This is a genomic window from Microtetraspora glauca (genome assembly GCF_040656155.1).
Taxonomy (GTDB): Bacteria; Actinomycetota; Actinomycetes; order Streptosporangiales; family Streptosporangiaceae; genus Microtetraspora; species Microtetraspora glauca.
In genome coordinates, this window is the sequence record NZ_JBFALK010000002.1 from 513,432 (window position 1) to 527,370 (window position 13,939).

17 protein-coding genes are annotated in these 13,939 nt (G+C 70.6%); 15 read left to right on the forward strand and 2 right to left on the reverse strand.

Annotation, left to right across the window (positions count from 1 at the left end; all coding sequences use genetic code 11):
* Positions 1 to 28: 28 nt before the first annotated feature.
* Together AB0I59_RS05525 and AB0I59_RS05530 are read right to left on the reverse strand one after the other, a co-directional pair.
* Positions 29 to 433 (reverse strand): hypothetical protein, encoded by a 405-nt coding sequence (locus AB0I59_RS05525; protein ID WP_061255418.1) that lies wholly within the window; start codon positions 431 to 433, stop codon positions 29 to 31.
* A 207-nt stretch (positions 434 to 640) separates the two neighbouring features.
* On the reverse strand, positions 641 to 1,579 hold the full coding sequence (locus tag AB0I59_RS05530) for a hydrogen peroxide-inducible genes activator (RefSeq protein WP_358130346.1): 939 nt from the start codon (positions 1,577 to 1,579) through the stop codon (positions 641 to 643).
* 92 nt (positions 1,580 to 1,671) lie between these two features.
* On the opposite strand from AB0I59_RS05530, the gene AB0I59_RS05535 reads away from it, so the two are divergent.
* From AB0I59_RS05535 to AB0I59_RS05605, 15 genes are all read left to right on the forward strand, one after another.
* Entirely contained in the window at positions 1,672 to 2,223 is a 552-nt protein-coding gene (locus AB0I59_RS05535; protein ID WP_061255419.1) for a peroxiredoxin, read from the forward strand.
* The gene (ahpD, locus tag AB0I59_RS05540; protein ID WP_061255420.1) at positions 2,223 to 2,759 is read left to right on the forward strand and encodes an alkylhydroperoxidase, AhpD family; all 537 of its coding nucleotides are present in this window, start codon (positions 2,223 to 2,225) and stop codon (positions 2,757 to 2,759) included. Before AB0I59_RS05535 ends, ahpD begins: the two co-directional genes overlap by 1 nt.
* Before the next feature lie 175 nt (positions 2,760 to 2,934).
* The gene (locus AB0I59_RS05545; protein WP_358130350.1) at positions 2,935 to 3,882 is read left to right on the forward strand and encodes a carbamate kinase; all 948 of its coding nucleotides are present in this window, start codon (positions 2,935 to 2,937) and stop codon (positions 3,880 to 3,882) included.
* 131 nt (positions 3,883 to 4,013) lie between these two features.
* Entirely contained in the window at positions 4,014 to 5,120 is a 1,107-nt protein-coding gene (gene bar / locus AB0I59_RS05550; protein WP_061255421.1) for a barbiturase, read from the forward strand.
* 64 nt (positions 5,121 to 5,184) lie between these two features.
* Positions 5,185 to 5,748, forward strand: a complete 564-nt coding sequence (locus AB0I59_RS05555) for an SseB family protein (protein ID WP_061255422.1) — start codon at positions 5,185 to 5,187, stop codon at positions 5,746 to 5,748.
* Between the two features lie 28 nt (positions 5,749 to 5,776).
* Positions 5,777 to 6,499 carry a prepilin peptidase gene (locus tag AB0I59_RS05560; protein ID WP_061255423.1) on the forward strand — a complete coding sequence of 241 codons (723 nt, stop codon included), beginning with the start codon at positions 5,777 to 5,779 and terminating at the stop codon, positions 6,497 to 6,499.
* A gap of 108 nt (positions 6,500 to 6,607) precedes the next feature.
* Positions 6,608 to 7,786 carry a chorismate synthase gene (aroC, locus tag AB0I59_RS05565; RefSeq protein ID WP_061255424.1) on the forward strand — a complete coding sequence of 393 codons (1,179 nt, stop codon included), beginning with the start codon at positions 6,608 to 6,610 and terminating at the stop codon, positions 7,784 to 7,786.
* A gap of 121 nt (positions 7,787 to 7,907) precedes the next feature.
* A complete protein-coding gene (locus AB0I59_RS05570) occupies positions 7,908 to 8,426 on the forward strand; it encodes a shikimate kinase (protein ID WP_061255518.1) in 519 nt (172 codons plus the stop codon).
* 43 nt (positions 8,427 to 8,469) lie between these two features.
* Positions 8,470 to 9,546 (forward strand): 3-dehydroquinate synthase, encoded by a 1,077-nt coding sequence (aroB, locus tag AB0I59_RS05575; RefSeq protein ID WP_061255425.1) that lies wholly within the window; start codon positions 8,470 to 8,472, stop codon positions 9,544 to 9,546.
* A 136-nt stretch (positions 9,547 to 9,682) separates the two neighbouring features.
* Positions 9,683 to 10,117, forward strand: a complete 435-nt coding sequence (gene aroQ, locus AB0I59_RS05580; protein WP_061255426.1) for a type II 3-dehydroquinate dehydratase — start codon at positions 9,683 to 9,685, stop codon at positions 10,115 to 10,117.
* Between the two features lie 143 nt (positions 10,118 to 10,260).
* Positions 10,261 to 11,064 carry an SGNH/GDSL hydrolase family protein gene (locus tag AB0I59_RS05585; protein ID WP_358130356.1) on the forward strand — a complete coding sequence of 268 codons (804 nt, stop codon included), beginning with the start codon at positions 10,261 to 10,263 and terminating at the stop codon, positions 11,062 to 11,064.
* A 107-nt stretch (positions 11,065 to 11,171) separates the two neighbouring features.
* Entirely contained in the window at positions 11,172 to 11,570 is a 399-nt protein-coding gene (locus AB0I59_RS05590) for a hypothetical protein (RefSeq protein WP_061255428.1), read from the forward strand.
* Positions 11,567 to 12,502: a WXG100-like domain-containing protein gene (locus AB0I59_RS05595; RefSeq protein ID WP_358130359.1), complete on the forward strand. Its 936-nt coding sequence runs from the start codon at positions 11,567 to 11,569 to the stop codon at positions 12,500 to 12,502. The genes AB0I59_RS05590 and AB0I59_RS05595 overlap by 4 nt, the downstream gene beginning before the upstream one ends.
* Positions 12,503 to 12,554: 52 nt before the next feature.
* Positions 12,555 to 12,875, forward strand: coding sequence for a YbaB/EbfC family nucleoid-associated protein (locus AB0I59_RS05600; protein ID WP_358130362.1), 321 nt, complete (start codon positions 12,555 to 12,557; stop codon positions 12,873 to 12,875).
* Positions 12,876 to 13,095: 220 nt separating this feature from the next.
* Positions 13,096 to 13,923 carry an MOSC domain-containing protein gene (locus AB0I59_RS05605; protein WP_358130365.1) on the forward strand — a complete coding sequence of 276 codons (828 nt, stop codon included), beginning with the start codon at positions 13,096 to 13,098 and terminating at the stop codon, positions 13,921 to 13,923.
* Positions 13,924 to 13,939 lie beyond the last annotated feature (16 nt).

Genomic DNA, 13,939 nt, shown 5'->3' on the forward strand with positions numbered 1-13,939 from the left:
CGCCCCAAATGCGACAAACCATCCGCTTTCACCGCAGGGAGACGCCGGCTTCGGCGGCGACCGCCCGCATGCTGGCCGACTGCAGCGGACGGCGCTGGACCTTCCGACCACGTTCGGGACCACCCGCGTCCCAACGGTCAGGGGCACCGGCGCCGTCCAGGCAGCCGTCGCGTCGCATCGGCGGCGGAGCCGCCGCCGGCCCGCGCCGGAGGATCCGCACCAGATACGCCGGTTCATCCACGCCCCGAGCCTCGTTCGTGGTGAGCGGCAGCGGGGTGCGGAAGCCGAGGTCGAGCCTGGCGTGGTCGTCGGCGGTGCGGGCATGAGCCTGACCCGTCGCCCCGGCCGAGCACTCCGGCGAAGCCACGCGCGGGTACGGCACCGCCTTCAGCGTCACAATCTGGGTCAGCCTCGCCCTGCTGGCACTCACCACCGCGGTCAGCTTCCTGCTGCCCCGCAGGTCTACCAGCGGCTGACGCCCTGCGGGAAAGATGGCTCCTACGCGCTGCTCGGCTACCTCGAAGGGCCGACCAATCGGTCGCATCCGCGCGGGCCATTCGGGAGCGGCCTCAAAAGCAGGTCCCAGGAGAGCGGCAGGTCACCTCCGTGCCGTCACCCCGAAGGTGTCACAGCGTCGGCGTCAGACGAGGCGGACGGGGAGGCGCCTGGCCCGGATGGCGGACCGGATCGCCGCGGCCAGCGGGGCGTACTCCGCGGCGCGGGGTGAGGTGCCGCGATAGGCGAGCCCGATGCGACGGCCGGGCGGGCGCGCGAACCGGCGCAGGGCGATGCGGACCCGCTTGCCCGTCTCGACCGGGACCGCGAGCTCGGGGATGAGCGTCACGCCGAGACCGCCGGCGACGAGCTGGACCAGCGTGGGCAGGCTCGTCGCGTAGGTCGTCATCGTCGCCTTCGTGCCGACCTCGCGGCAGACGTCTATTGCCTGTTCGCGCAGGCAGTGCCCCTGGTTGAGGAGCACGATGTCGAGACCCTTCAGCGCCTCGCGGCTCAACGGCGTGTCGTCGCCCGCCAGCGGATGATCGTACGGCAGGGCGAGGAGGAAGTCCTCGTCGTAGAGCGGCTCCTCGACCAGGCCGTTCGTCTCGGTCGGAAGGGCGAGCAGGACCATGTCGAGGCGGCCCTCGCGCACCTCTTCGAGGATCGTCTCCGTCTTGGCCTCGTGCACGGTCAGCTTGAGGCGCGGGAAGTCCTTGGCGAACATGGGCAGCAGCAGCGGCAGCAGGTAGGGCGCGACGGTCGGGATGACCCCGAGATGGGCGGGGCCGCTGTACGGCTCGCGTGTCTCGGCGACGTCGCTGATCAGCTCGTCGAGGCCGGCGAGGATCCGCGCCGCGTGCAGGCTCACCCGCTCGCCCGTCGGCGTCAGCAGGACCTTTCTGGTCGTACGCTCCAGCAGGCGGGTCTCCAGGATCTCCTCCAGGGCGGAAACCGCGCTCGACAACGCCGGCTGGCTGATCCGGAGCGTGGCGGCCGCCTCCCGGAAGTGGAGATGATTGGCCACCGCGAGGAAGGCCCGCAGCTGGGCGATGGTGGGCGCCGCCTCACTGATAAGAATCACCTCTCAGATTAGTCCGACTGCTCGATTTCTCGGATCAATGGTATGTGCGGCAATCTGAGCACGACAACGTCGTCCTCAGGAAGGTGCCTGACATGCTCACCGTTGGTGACCAGTTCCCCGAATACGAGCTCACCGCCTGCGTCTCGCTGGACGCCGACAGCGCGTTCGAGACCATCCACCACAAGTCCTACGAAGGCAAGTGGCGGGTCGTCTTCTTCTGGCCGAAGGACTTCACCTTCGTCTGTCCCACCGAGATCGCCGAGTTCGGCCGCCTCAACGACGAGTTCGCCGACCGCGACGCGCAGGTCCTCGGCGCCTCCGTGGACTCCGAGTTCGTTCACCACGCGTGGCGCAAGAACCACCCCGACCTGCGCGACCTGCCCTTCCCGATGCTGTCCGACATCAAGCGCGAGCTGGCGTCCGCGCTGGGCGTCCTCGGCGAGGACGGCGTGGCCATGCGCGCGACCTTCATCGTCGACCCGAACAACGAGATCCAGTTCTCGATGGTCACCGCCGGCTCCGTGGGCCGGAACGTGAAGGAGGTCCTCCGGGTCCTCGACGCCCTCCAGTCCGACGAGCTCTGCCCCTGCAACTGGAACAAGGGCGACCAGGGCCTCGACGCCAAGACGCTGCTGGCCGGCTGATGTCGATCGACAACCTCAAGAACGCCCTTCCGGCGTACGCCAAGGACGTCAAGCTCAACCTCGGCTCCCTTGTCACCACGTCGTCGCTGACCGAGCAGCAGCTCTGGGGGACGCTGCTCGCCACCGCCATCGCGACGAGGTCGCCGAAGGTCATCGCCGAAGTGTCCGCCGACGCCGCCGACTACCTGTCGGCCGAGGCGTTCACCGCGGCGAAGGCCGCCGCGAGCATCATGGCGATGAACAACGTCTACTACCGGACGACGCATCTGATCGGTGACGAGACGTACGCCACGATGCCCGCGAAGCTGCGGATGACCATCATCGGCAACCCGGGCGTCGAGAAGCTCGACTTCGAGCTCTGGAGCCTCGCGGTGAGCGCCATCGGCGGCTGCGGCAAGTGCCTGGAGTCGCACGAGCAGGTCGTACGCAACGCGGGCCTGTCGCGCGAGCAGGTGCAGGAAGCGGTCAGGATCGCCGCGGTGGTCAACGCCGTCGCGACGACGATCGAGGCCGAATCCGTCTCCGTCGGGGGATGAGACGGTAGGGCCCCGCAAGGGGTCGTGAACGGTGAGGCAGGTACGACCGGAGCGGGTGGGCACCCTTGTGGGGCCCGCCCGCTTTCGGCTTCTACGCAAGGCTTGCCGAAGGATGGGGCACCGGTGGGCGAATGTCGCCAATGAAGCCCGGTCGCCCGCTGGATAGTTTCGCGATGTGGGCGAACGCGTACTGATCGCACTGGGCGGAAACGCCATGACGTCTCCCGAAGGGAGCGCGTCACCGGAGGACCAGCGCCTGGCGGTCGAGCAGGCCATGGCGCATGCCGCCGCTCTGATCCGGGCCGGGCACGAGGTGATGCTCACGCACGGGAACGGGCCGCAGGTGGGCAACATCCTGCTGAAGAACCAACTCGCCGCGCACGTCGTGCCGCCGGTCCCGCTCGACTGGTGCGTGGCGCAGACGCAGGGAACGATCGGCACGCTGATGATGAACGCGCTGGAACGCGCGCTCGCGCCGCTGCCGGCCAAGGTGGCCGCCGTGGTGACCCGAACCCTGGTCGATCGGGATGATCACGCGTTCGCCGACCCGGTGAAGCCGATCGGCCAGTACTTCCCGGAGGACGACGCTCGCCGTTTCGAGAAGCTGGGCCAGACCTGGAAACGCTTCGAGCGCGGCTGGCGCAGGGTCGTCGCCTCGCCCGAACCGATCGAGATCCTCGACGCCGACGCGGCGATCGCCCTGATGGAGGCGGGATACACCGTCGTCGCCTCCGGGGGCGGCGGGGTGCCGGTCGTCCGCACCCCGGACGGGACGCTGGACGGCGTCGAGGCGGTCATCGACAAGGACCTCGCCGCCGCGGTGCTGGCGAGAGCCGTACGGGCGACGGCGCTCGTCATCGCGACCGACGTCCCCGGCGCGGTCGCGGGGTTCGGCACGCCCACCGCGCGGCCCATCGGAAGGGTCGGCGTCGGCGAGTTGCGGCTCCTGCAGGCCGCCGGGCACTTCGCGAGCGGCAGCATGGGGCCGAAGGTGGAGGCCGCGCTGCGCTTCGTCGGGGACGGCGGCCGCCGAGCGGTGATCACCTCACTGGAGCACATCGGCGCCGCCCTCGGGGAGACGACCGGGGCCACCGGGATCATCGGGACGATTCTCGAGAGATGAGCGGGACTCCGGTCCGAGACCAGCCGCCGAACCGGCGGCGCACACAGCGGTGAAGTCAGCCACGCGGCAGCGGTGAAGTCAGCAGTACCGGGCAGGCCGCACAACGAGTCGCACAACGAAAGGTGCAGGAGATGCCGGATCCGATCGAGGTACGCAAGGTCGCCATCGAGAGCGTCACCGACGCCTCCGGGCTCGCGAAACTGATCGACGACGGAGTGATCGAGGCCGACCGTGTGCTCGCGGTGATCGGCAAGACCGAGGGCAACGGCGGGGTGAACGACTACACCCGCATCCTGGCCGACCGCGCCTTCCGCGAGGTGCTGGTCAGCAAGGGCACCCGGACCGAGGACGAGGTGAAGCAGGTTCCCCTCGTCTGGTCCGGAGGCACCGACGGCGTGCTCAGCCCGCACGCCACGATCTTCGCGACCGTCGACCCGGCGACCGCCGTACAGACCGACGAGCCGCGGGTCAGCGTCGGCGTGGCGATGAGCGAGGTGATCCTCCCCGAGGACATCGGCCGCCCGGCCATGGTGGAGAAGGTCGCCAGGGGAGTCCGCGAGGCCATGAAGATCGCGGGCATCGACGACCCGGCCGACGTCCACTACGTGCAGACCAAGACGCCGCTGCTGACCCTCGCGACGATCACCGACGCCAAGGAGCGCGGCCACACGGTCGTCACCGAGGACACGCTCAAGTCGATGGACATCTCCAACTCCACGACCGCGCTCGGCATCGCCGTCGCGCTCGGGGAGATCGAGATGCCCGCGGCCGAGCAGATCCACAAGGACCTGTCGCTCTACTCGTCGGTCGCCTCGTGCTCGTCCGGTGTCGAACTCGACCAGGCCCAGATCGTCGTCGTCGGGAACGTCCGCGGCATCGGCGGCCACTACCGCGCCGGGCATTCCGTCATGAAGGACGCGCTGGACGCCGACGGCATCTGGGAGGCGATCCGCGACGCGGGCATCGAGCTTCCCGAGCGGCCCCACCCGAGCGACCTGGGCGACAAGCTGGTCAACGTATTCATGAAGTGCGAGGCCGACCCCTCGGGGCGGGTGCGCGGCCGCCGCAACATCATGCTGGACGACTCCGACGTGCACTGGCACCGCCAGATCAAGGCCACCGTCGGCGGCGTCGCGGCCGCGGTGACGGGCGACCCGGCGATCTTCGTCTCGGTCGCGGCCGTGCACCAGGGGCCATCCGGCGGCGGCCCGGTCATCGCCATCGCCGACCTGTCCTGAGCGACGTCCCGGCCCCCTCCACCGGTGTGGGGAGGGGGCATGGGGGCGGGTAGGCTCGCGAATCGTGCTGACCATTCCGCAGCCGCTCGCGCCCGATGACGACGGAAGCGCGGACGCCGCCGTCGCCTCCGCCCTTTCCGCGTTCCAGGCCGGTACGGCTTCCGCCGCCGACGTCCTCCCGGCGATCAGCCGGGCACGGCTGCTCGTGCCCGTGGTCGCGCTCCTCACCGAGTCCGAGATCGGCGATCACGGGCTGAAGCAGGAGAAGGAGAGCGAGATGGCGCTGCCGAAGCTGGTCGGCAAGGACGGGCGGGAGGCCGTCCTCGCCTTCACCGGCACCGAGGCGCTCACGATGTGGCGCCCGGACGCCCGGCCCATCCAGGCGACCGGCCCGCAGGTGTGCCAGGCCGCGCGCCTGGAGAACGCCGCGGCCGTGGTGATCGACGTGGCCGGGCCGATCCCATTCGTGATCGAGGGCGGGATGTTGCGGGCCCTGGCCGCGATCGAGGACGTCAAGCGCGATCCCTCCGCCCTGGACGACCTCGCGGACGCCGTACCCGGGATCACGGTCACCAAGATCGGTGAGGCCGCGCCCCGGCGTCGCTGGTTCCAGCGCAAGCGGTCCTGATCCTTCGCCGGCGCGTTAGGGTCACGGCGTGTCCCTCGCCGTCGTCGCCCCCGTCTCCGCCTGCCTGCTCGGGCTGATCGTGGGAGCGTACGCGCGGGCGTTCGCCGACGGGTTCGGCGAGCATCCCGACGCCCCTCTCCGTGAGGCGCGCGACGCCCTCGCCCGGGCCACGCGGATCACGCCACTCCCACGCCGGCCGTTCGTCGTGGAGATCGTCATGGCCGGAGTCTTCGGCCTGGTGACCTGGCGGTCCGCGAGCGGGACCGGCGGACCGGCGGCCGGTGTGGGGGGCGGTGTGGGCGCCGGTGTGACGCTCATGACCGCTGCCCTGCTGTACGCGGCGGCGGCGGGAGTGACCCTGAGCGTGATCGACTGGCGGACCCGGCGGCTCCCGGACGTGATCACCCTGCCGTCCTATCCCGCCCTGGCCGTCCTGCTGGCGCCCACCGGCCGCCTCGGCGTCGCGCTGCTCTGCGGGCTCGCCCTCGGCGCCGCGTACGCCGTGTTGTGGTTCGTCCGCCCCGCGGCGCTGGGCCTGGGCGACGTGAAGCTCGCGGGACTGGTCGGCATGGTGACCGGAGCCGCCGGAGTGAACGCCGTGATCCTCGCCGCCGTCGGGGCGCACGTCCTCGGCGCGCTGTACGCCGTGGGACTGCTGATCACCGGGAGGGCGACCCGTACGACCGAGTTCCCGTTCGGCCCCTTCATGCTCGGCGCCGCGCTGCTCGCCGTCGTGCTCCCCGTGACCTGACGCGTTGCCCGGCGCGGGGGTGCGGCGCGGGGTGCGGCGCGCGATCGCCGTCTCGCCTGGTGAGCAGGTGGGACGTCGCACTGTGGGACACATGGAAGACTTGTCATCATGCTGCGCTGGTTGACCGCCGGGGAGTCCCATGGCCCCGAACTCGTCGCGATCCTTGAAGGCCTGCCCGCCGGGGTGGAGGTGACCACGGCCGACCTGGACGAGGCGCTGCGCCGCCGTCGCCTCGGTTACGGCCGCGGGGCGCGGATGAAGTTCGAGCAGGACGCGGTGTCCGTGGTCGGCGGTGTACGGCACGGCCGCACGCTCGGCTCGCCCGTCGCCGTCAGGATCGGCAACACCGAGTGGCCCAAGTGGGAGACGGTGATGGCCGCCGACCCGGTTGATCCCGCGCTGCTCGAAGGCCAGGCGCGCAACGCGCCGAGGTCACGGCCGCGGCCGGGCCACGCCGACCTCGCCGGCATGCAGAAGTACGGCTTCGACGACGCGCGACCCGTGCTCGACCGGGCCAGTGCGCGGGAGACCGCCGCGCGGGTCGCGCTCGGCCAGGTCGCCCGCAACTTCCTCAAGCAGGCCCTCGGCGTCGAGATCGTCAGCCATGTGGTGTCCATCGGCGGCGCGGCCGCGCCCGAAGGCGTGATCCCCGAGCCCAAGGACCTCGCCGCCATCGACGAGGATCCGGTGCGCTGCTTCGACCCGGCCGCGAGCGCGGCCATGGTCGCCGAGATCGACAAGGCGCACAAGGACGGCGACACGCTGGGCGGCGTGGTCGAGGTCGTCGCGTACGGCCTGCCGCCGGGCCTGGGCGGATACGCGCAGTGGGACCGGCGCCTCGACGCCCGCCTCGCCGGCGCGCTCATGGGCATCCAGGCGATCAAGGGCGTCGCCGTCGGCGACGGGTTCGAGACGGCCCGGCGTCCGGGCTCACGCGCCCACGACGAGATCGTCAACACACCCGAGGGCGTGCGCAGGGTCACCAACCGGGCCGGCGGCATCGAGGGCGGCATGACCAACGGCGAGCCGCTCCGGGTCAGCGCCGCGATGAAGCCGATCTCCACGGTGCCCCGCGCGCTCGCCACCGTCGACGTGGTGACCGGTGAGGCCGCCAAGGCCCATCACGAGCGGTCGGACGTGTGCGCGGTGCCCGCCGCCGCCATCGTCGCCGAGGCGATGGTCGCCCTGGTGCTCGCCGACACGGCGATCGAGAAGTTCGGCGGCGACTCGGTGGAGGAGGTCGCCAGGAACCTGTCCGGCTACCTCTCCTCGCTGATCATCAAGTAAGCCGCCCGATGACCGCGAGAGAGCTCCACGACATCGACGACACCCACAACACCCACGACTTCCAAGGCACCCAGGACACCCAGGACATCCGCGTACGCCAGGCGGGATAAGGTTCGTGACCATGCAATCGGCAGAACAGCGGCGGCCCGCCGCGGTCCTCATCGGGCCGCCGGGATCAGGCAAGACGACGATCGGCACCCTGCTGGCCGGGCACCTCGGTGTGGGCTTCCGCGACACGGACGCCGACGTCGAGGCGGTCGCGGGCAAGCCGGTGAGCGACGTGTTCGTCGAAGACGGCGAGGCGCGCTTCCGCGAGTTGGAGGCGGCCGCCGTACGCGCCGCGCTGGAGGAGCACGACGGCGTCCTCTCGCTGGGCGGCGGCGCGATCCTCGACGAGTCGACGCAGGAGGCGCTGGCCGCGCACCAGGTCGTCTACCTCCAGGTGAAGCTCGACCAGGCGGTCAGGCGGGTCGGTCTCGCCTCCGCCCGCCCGCTGCTCGTGCTGAACCCGCGCAGCCAGCTCAGGAAGCTGATGGAGGAGCGCCGCCCGATCTACGAGCGGCTGGCCAAGGTGATCGTGGTCACCGACGAGCGCGAGCCGGCCGACATCGTCGCCGAGATCGTCAAGGGGCTCGCATGACCGTGCGCCGCCCCGGCTCTCCGCGCTCCCGCGAGGTGGCGCCGTGACCGCAACCCGCATCGCCGTGCGGGGCGACAGCCCGTACGACGTGGTCGTCGGCACCGGCGTCCTGGGCGAGCTGCCCGGCCTCATCGGCGCAGGCGCCCGCACGGTCGCGGTGATCCACCCGGCGAGCCTGCCCGAGATCTCCCGCCCGGTTTGCGGGGTGCTGGAGGCCGCCGGATACGAGGTGGTCGCGCTTCCCGTGCCCGACGGCGAGCAGGCCAAGTCCGTCCACGTCGCCGCCGAGCTGTGGTCGGCGCTCGGTCGGTACGGCGTGACCAGGTCCGACGCGGTCGTCGGCGTCGGAGGGGGAGCGACCACCGACCTCGCCGGGTTCGTGGCGGCCACCTGGCTGCGCGGCGTCCAGGTCGTCCAGGTCCCCACCACGCTGCTCGCCATGGTCGACGCGGCCGTCGGCGGCAAGACCGGCATCAACACCCCCGAGGGCAAGAACCTGGTCGGCTCGTTCCACCCGCCGAAGGGCGTCCTGTGCGACCTCGCGACGCTGGTCAGCGTGCCGCGCGAGGACTACGTCGCGGGTCTGGCCGAGATCATCAAGGGCGGCTTCATCGCCGACCCGGTGATCCTCCAGCTGATCGAGGACGACCCCGCCGGGGCGTGCACCCCCGAGGGCGGCCACACCCGCGAGCTGATCGAGCGCAAGGTCCAGGTCAAGGCCGACGTGGTCGGGGCCGACCTGCGCGAGAGCGGGCTCAGGGAGATCCTCAACTACGGCCACACACTGGCCCACGCCATCGAGCGGGTCGAGGACTACCGCATCCGGCACGGCGAGGCCGTCGCGATCGGCCTGGTGTACGCCGCGGAGCTGTCCCGGCTCGATGGGCGCGTCGGCAGCGAGATCGTCGACCGGACCCGGTCGATCCTCACGTCCGTCGGCCTTCCCACGGCGTACCGGCGGGAGGCGTGGCCCGCGCTCCGCGACCACATGCGGATCGACAAGAAGAGCCGGGGGGCCACGCTGCGATTCGTGGTCCTGGACGGGCTGGCCCGGCCGTCCCGTCTGGAGGACCCGGCCGAGGAGTTGCTGGAGGCCGCCTACCACGAGGTCGCGCGGTGACCTCGGGGCGTCCCACCCGCGTTCACGGCTCCCGTGACCATGGCTCCTGTGACCATGGCTCCCGTGACCATGGCTTTCGTGTCCGTCCTGTTCGCGGCTCTTCTGTCCGCGGCTTCTACGAGAAGGCGGTGCGCCGATGCGGCCCGTGCTGGTTCTGAACGGCCCCAACCTGGGGCGCCTGGGCAGCCGTGAGCCGGACGTGTACGGCGCCGACACCCTGGAGGACCTGGCCGCGCTCTGCCGGGCGACCGGCCGCGAGCTGGGGCTCTCCGTCGAGGTCAGGCAGACCGACGACGAGGCGGAGCTCATCGGCTGGATCCACGAGGCGGCGGACGGCAAGATCCCGGTCGTGCTGAACCCCGCCGCGTTCACGCACTACTCGTACGCGCTGCGGGACGCCATCGCCCAGCGGACGGCCCCGCTCGTGGAGGTGCACATCTCCAACCCGAACGCCCGGGAGGAGTTCCGCCACACCTCGGTCGTGGCCGCCGTCGCCACCGGCACGATCGCCGGATTCGGGATGCGGTCGTACGTCCTCGCGCTGCAGGCGATCGCCGAACTGCCGGAGTGACCCCGCCGGACCCCTGTGACCGGAGTGATACCCCCGCGTTTTGTCCAGCCGACCGGCATGGGGAAAATTAGCCGAAAGCTCGGTTGATTCGTGTCGTGCCGGACGCGAACGGCAGGGGGCGGATCGACACAAGGGGGTAGGACGTGGCCTACACGTCGTTCGTGGCCGTCGGGGACAGCTTCACCGAGGGGCTCAACGATCCCCCCGTCGGCACGACGGGCGCGACCCAGGGGCAGGCGGACCGTTTCCGCGGCTGGGCCGACCGCGTCGCCGAGCGTCTCGGCCAGGTGCAGCCCGGCTTCCGGTACGCCAACCTCGCGGTGCGGGGCAAGCTCCTCGACCAGATCGTCGAGCACCAGGTGCCCCTGGCCGTGGAGATGAAGCCGGACCTCATCAGCTTCTGCGCGGGAGGCAACGACCTGCTGCGTCCCGGCAGCGATCCGGACCGGATGGCCAAGAAGCTGGCGGGAGCCGTACGCGACCTGCGGAGCACCGGCGCCGACGTGCTGCTCTTCACCGGTGTGGACCCGCGCGACACGCCGATCATGCGGCGGGTGCGGGGCAAGTTCGCCACGTTCTATCTGCACATCCGCTCGATCTCCGACCTGTACGGCTGTCGCCTCGTGGACCAGTGGTCGATGCAGGGCCTGCGGGACTGGCGGGCGTGGAGCGACGACCGCCTGCACATGAACGAGCACGGCCACCGCATGGTCGCCGCGAAGGTCCTCGACGTGCTGGGCGTGCCGTCCGAGGACTCCTGGCGAACGGTGTGGCCGCCGAGGGAGAACGTCGACGCGAGGGCGAAACGCCGCGAGGACGCCCAGTGGGTGCGTGAGCACCTCGCCCCGTGGATCGGCCGTCGTCTCAGCGGACGCTCCTCGGGAGACGGCCTCGATCCGAAACGCCCCGACCTGACTCCTTTCGTCGGAGATTCCTCCATTCTGTAATCAAATCGTGGTGTTGACAGTTAGTTAATAGGGAATTGACGGCTAGGTGAACATTGGCGTAACAGGGGAGAACTAAAGTCCCCTGCGTCTTTCCGTGGTGTATCGGCATGGAGGTCGAATTGCCACAACCTGGCCAGGATGAGACGAACGTCAGCGCCACGAGCCTGAAGAGGCAGGCGCAGGAGTTCCGGGACCAACGCGACGCGCTGGAGACGGCGTTCACCCACGCCATGCAGAGTCTGCGAAGCCTCGGCAACTTCTGGGGCGGTGACGACGTGGGCCAGAAGTTCGCGGGCACGGAAGAGGGCAAGGGCTACCGGGCCGCGGTCAAGGAGGCCGCGGAGCACGTCGCGCACGTCCGGGACGGCTACCTCGCCATCGGCGACAATCTCGACGCCATGTCGGTCAACGTCGACGGGGCCAACTGGGCGTCCGTCGTCGCCCTCGTCACCGAGATCCACGGGCCGGAGATCGCGGTCCCGGTGACGCCGGCGGAGCTCGAATGAGCCCGGCCCTGGGCTTCGTCAAGGCCCATCCGTTCGCGAGCGCGATGGGCATCGGCACGCTGGGCGGGGCCGGGCTCGTGACCTCGCTGCTCGCGGTGAGCTGGCCCGAAGGAGATCCGGACAGGCTGCGCAAAGCCGCCGATATCTGGGACCACCTCGCGGAGGCGATCGAGCGCACCAGGAAGGACGCGAACGACGCGGTCGGCCAGGTTCTCAAGAGCAATTCCGGTCCGGCGGTGGACGAGTTCCGGAACATGTGGACCGGCCGGTTCGCGGCCTATCCCGGCGACGTCGCGACGTACTGCCGGGCCGTCGCCAAGGCGTGCCGCGAGTACGCCAAGGCCGTGGAGATCACCCGCTACGTGCTCGTCGTGCTCGCCATCCAGATGTTCGTGAACATCCTCTTCACCGTCGCCTGGGGGTGGGGGACCGCCGGAGTCGGCTCCCTCGTCCAGAAGGCGGTCATCGAGAAAGCGTTCAAGGGCCGCGCGATCCTGCAGAAGAAGCTCTTCAAGCTGAGCGTCGAAAAGATCATCTACAACTCGTTCTACTACCTGGGGGACAGCGTCGCCTACGCCGGTGGACAGCAGATCATCCAGTGGAGCATCTTCGAACTCGCCGGCGTCCGGAAGGACCTCGGTGGCAACGAGGTCACCACCCTTGGGGTGAACGCGGAGCAGTTCGGGCGCGGGTTCGCCGCGAACATGGCCTTCAACGGCATCTACGACCTGACGAAGGTGGCCCGCGTCCCCGTCAGCCCGACCGGCAACCTCCTGTCCAGGCTCGCCGGATCCGGCATGTACACCGTGACGGACAACGCCCTTCAGGGCGACATGTCCGCGCCCACGCTGGAGCAGTGGATCGCCAAGATCATCGTTCACGGCGCCCGGACGGCCAAGCCGGTCACCGCGCCCGCGTCGGCCGGGCCGTGACCGGGCGTCCGGCCGGACATCCGGCCTCCGGGCGAGGAATACAGGAGAGACCATGATGCCGTTCTCCCCGACCGGGGATCCCGACGCCGACCGTGTGCTCGCCGGACTTCAGGAGCACATGGAGCGCGCTGAGGAGGTCGGGCGGAGGCTGGCCGAGGTGCGGGGCAGGGGCGAGGCCGCGGGGGGCCACGTTCGGGCGGACGTGCTGGCGACCGGTGCCCTGAACGGTCTGTACATCGATCCGAGGGCCATGCGCCTGGGCTCCGAGGCCCTCGTGGAAGCGATCATGGAGGCGGTCGGCAAGGCCACGAGGGCGGCGACCGAGATGGCCGACAAGCTGATGACGCCGCTGCTCGAACCCTTCGATTCCTGACGTCCGAGGCGCCCCGCGCGTCGCCTCTCGGGTTCACGTCATCGGAGTGCGAGTCTGCGCCGGTGTACCCGTGAACGAGGCCGGATCGCGGGCGGGCGGCGATACGCCGACGTGCCACGAGGGGTGGGGCGGCCCCGCGGTGATGCGCGGGCGGGCCGGTCCGGCGACACCGGCGTGACAGCCGGTGGTGGTTCCCGAGAGAGCGCTCTATCGTTCGGTCATGCACCTCCGTGATATCCACATTTATCCCCTAAAGTCGGCTTCTGGTGTGCGGGTCGACCACGCGACCATCGAACTCTGGGGTCTCGACGGAGACCGCCGGTGGGCCGTGATCGGTGATGACGGTGAGAACCTCTGGCTGGGCGAGTTCCCCCGCATGCTCTCGGTGACGGCGCGCAATCTGGCGCACGGAGGGCTCTCCCTGACCGCGCCGGGGCTGCCGGAGCTCGTGGTGCCGCCCGCGACCGGAGAGAGCGTCCCCGTCGGCTTCACCGGGCTGGACCGGGCGGTCACCGCCGACGAGGTGGCCCACGCCTGGTTCTCCGAGCTGCTCGGCCGCCCGGCCCGCCTGGTCTGGTTGGACGACCCCCGGCGCCGGACCATCGATCCGAAGCACGGGGGACTGCCCGGCGAGGTGGTCAGCTTCGCCTGGGACGCGCCCCTGCTCCTGACGTCGGCGTCCTCGCTCCGGCTGCTGGACGAGCGGATCTCCGCAGGTGCGGTGGAGCGCGGTGAGGAACCCCCGGGCCCGCTGGCCATGGCGCGGTTCCGGCCCAACGTGGTCGTCGAGGGCGCCGAGCCGTACGAGGAGGACGGCTGGACGGAGGTGCGCATCGGCGATGTCGAGTTCCGGATATCGGAGCTATGCGACCGCTGCGCGGTCACCACCATCGACCCGGACACGTGGGTGAAGGGCAAGGAGCCGATCCGCACCCTCGCCGGGCACCGCAGGTGGGACGGAAAGACCTGGTTCGGCGTCCGGCTGGTCCCGCGCACCCCGGGGAAGATCAGCGTCGGCGATCCGATCGTCCCGCTGGCCCGGACCTGAGTCGCGGGACGCCGGA

Bases quoted from the DNA above. Each gene is read 5' to 3' on its own strand.
- AB0I59_RS05535 (WP_061255419.1), top strand. From the start codon at position 1,672: ATGCTCACCGTTGGTGACCAGTTCCCCGAATACGAGCTCACCGCCTGC.
- aroQ (WP_061255426.1), top strand. From the start codon at position 9,683: ATGCGGCCCGTGCTGGTTCTGAACGGCCCCAACCTGGGGCGCCTGGGC.
- ahpD (WP_061255420.1), top strand. From the start codon at position 2,223: ATGTCGATCGACAACCTCAAGAACGCCCTTCCGGCGTACGCCAAGGAC.
- AB0I59_RS05600 (WP_358130362.1), top strand. From the start codon at position 12,555: ATGATGCCGTTCTCCCCGACCGGGGATCCCGACGCCGACCGTGTGCTC.
- AB0I59_RS05590 (WP_061255428.1), top strand. From the start codon at position 11,172: ATGGAGGTCGAATTGCCACAACCTGGCCAGGATGAGACGAACGTCAGC.
- aroC (WP_061255424.1), top strand. From the start codon at position 6,608: ATGCTGCGCTGGTTGACCGCCGGGGAGTCCCATGGCCCCGAACTCGTC.
- AB0I59_RS05570 (WP_061255518.1), top strand. From the start codon at position 7,908: ATGCAATCGGCAGAACAGCGGCGGCCCGCCGCGGTCCTCATCGGGCCG.
- AB0I59_RS05595 (WP_358130359.1), top strand. From the start codon at position 11,567: ATGAGCCCGGCCCTGGGCTTCGTCAAGGCCCATCCGTTCGCGAGCGCG.
- AB0I59_RS05605 (WP_358130365.1), top strand. From the start codon at position 13,096: ATGCACCTCCGTGATATCCACATTTATCCCCTAAAGTCGGCTTCTGGT.
- bar (WP_061255421.1), top strand. From the start codon at position 4,014: ATGCCGGATCCGATCGAGGTACGCAAGGTCGCCATCGAGAGCGTCACC.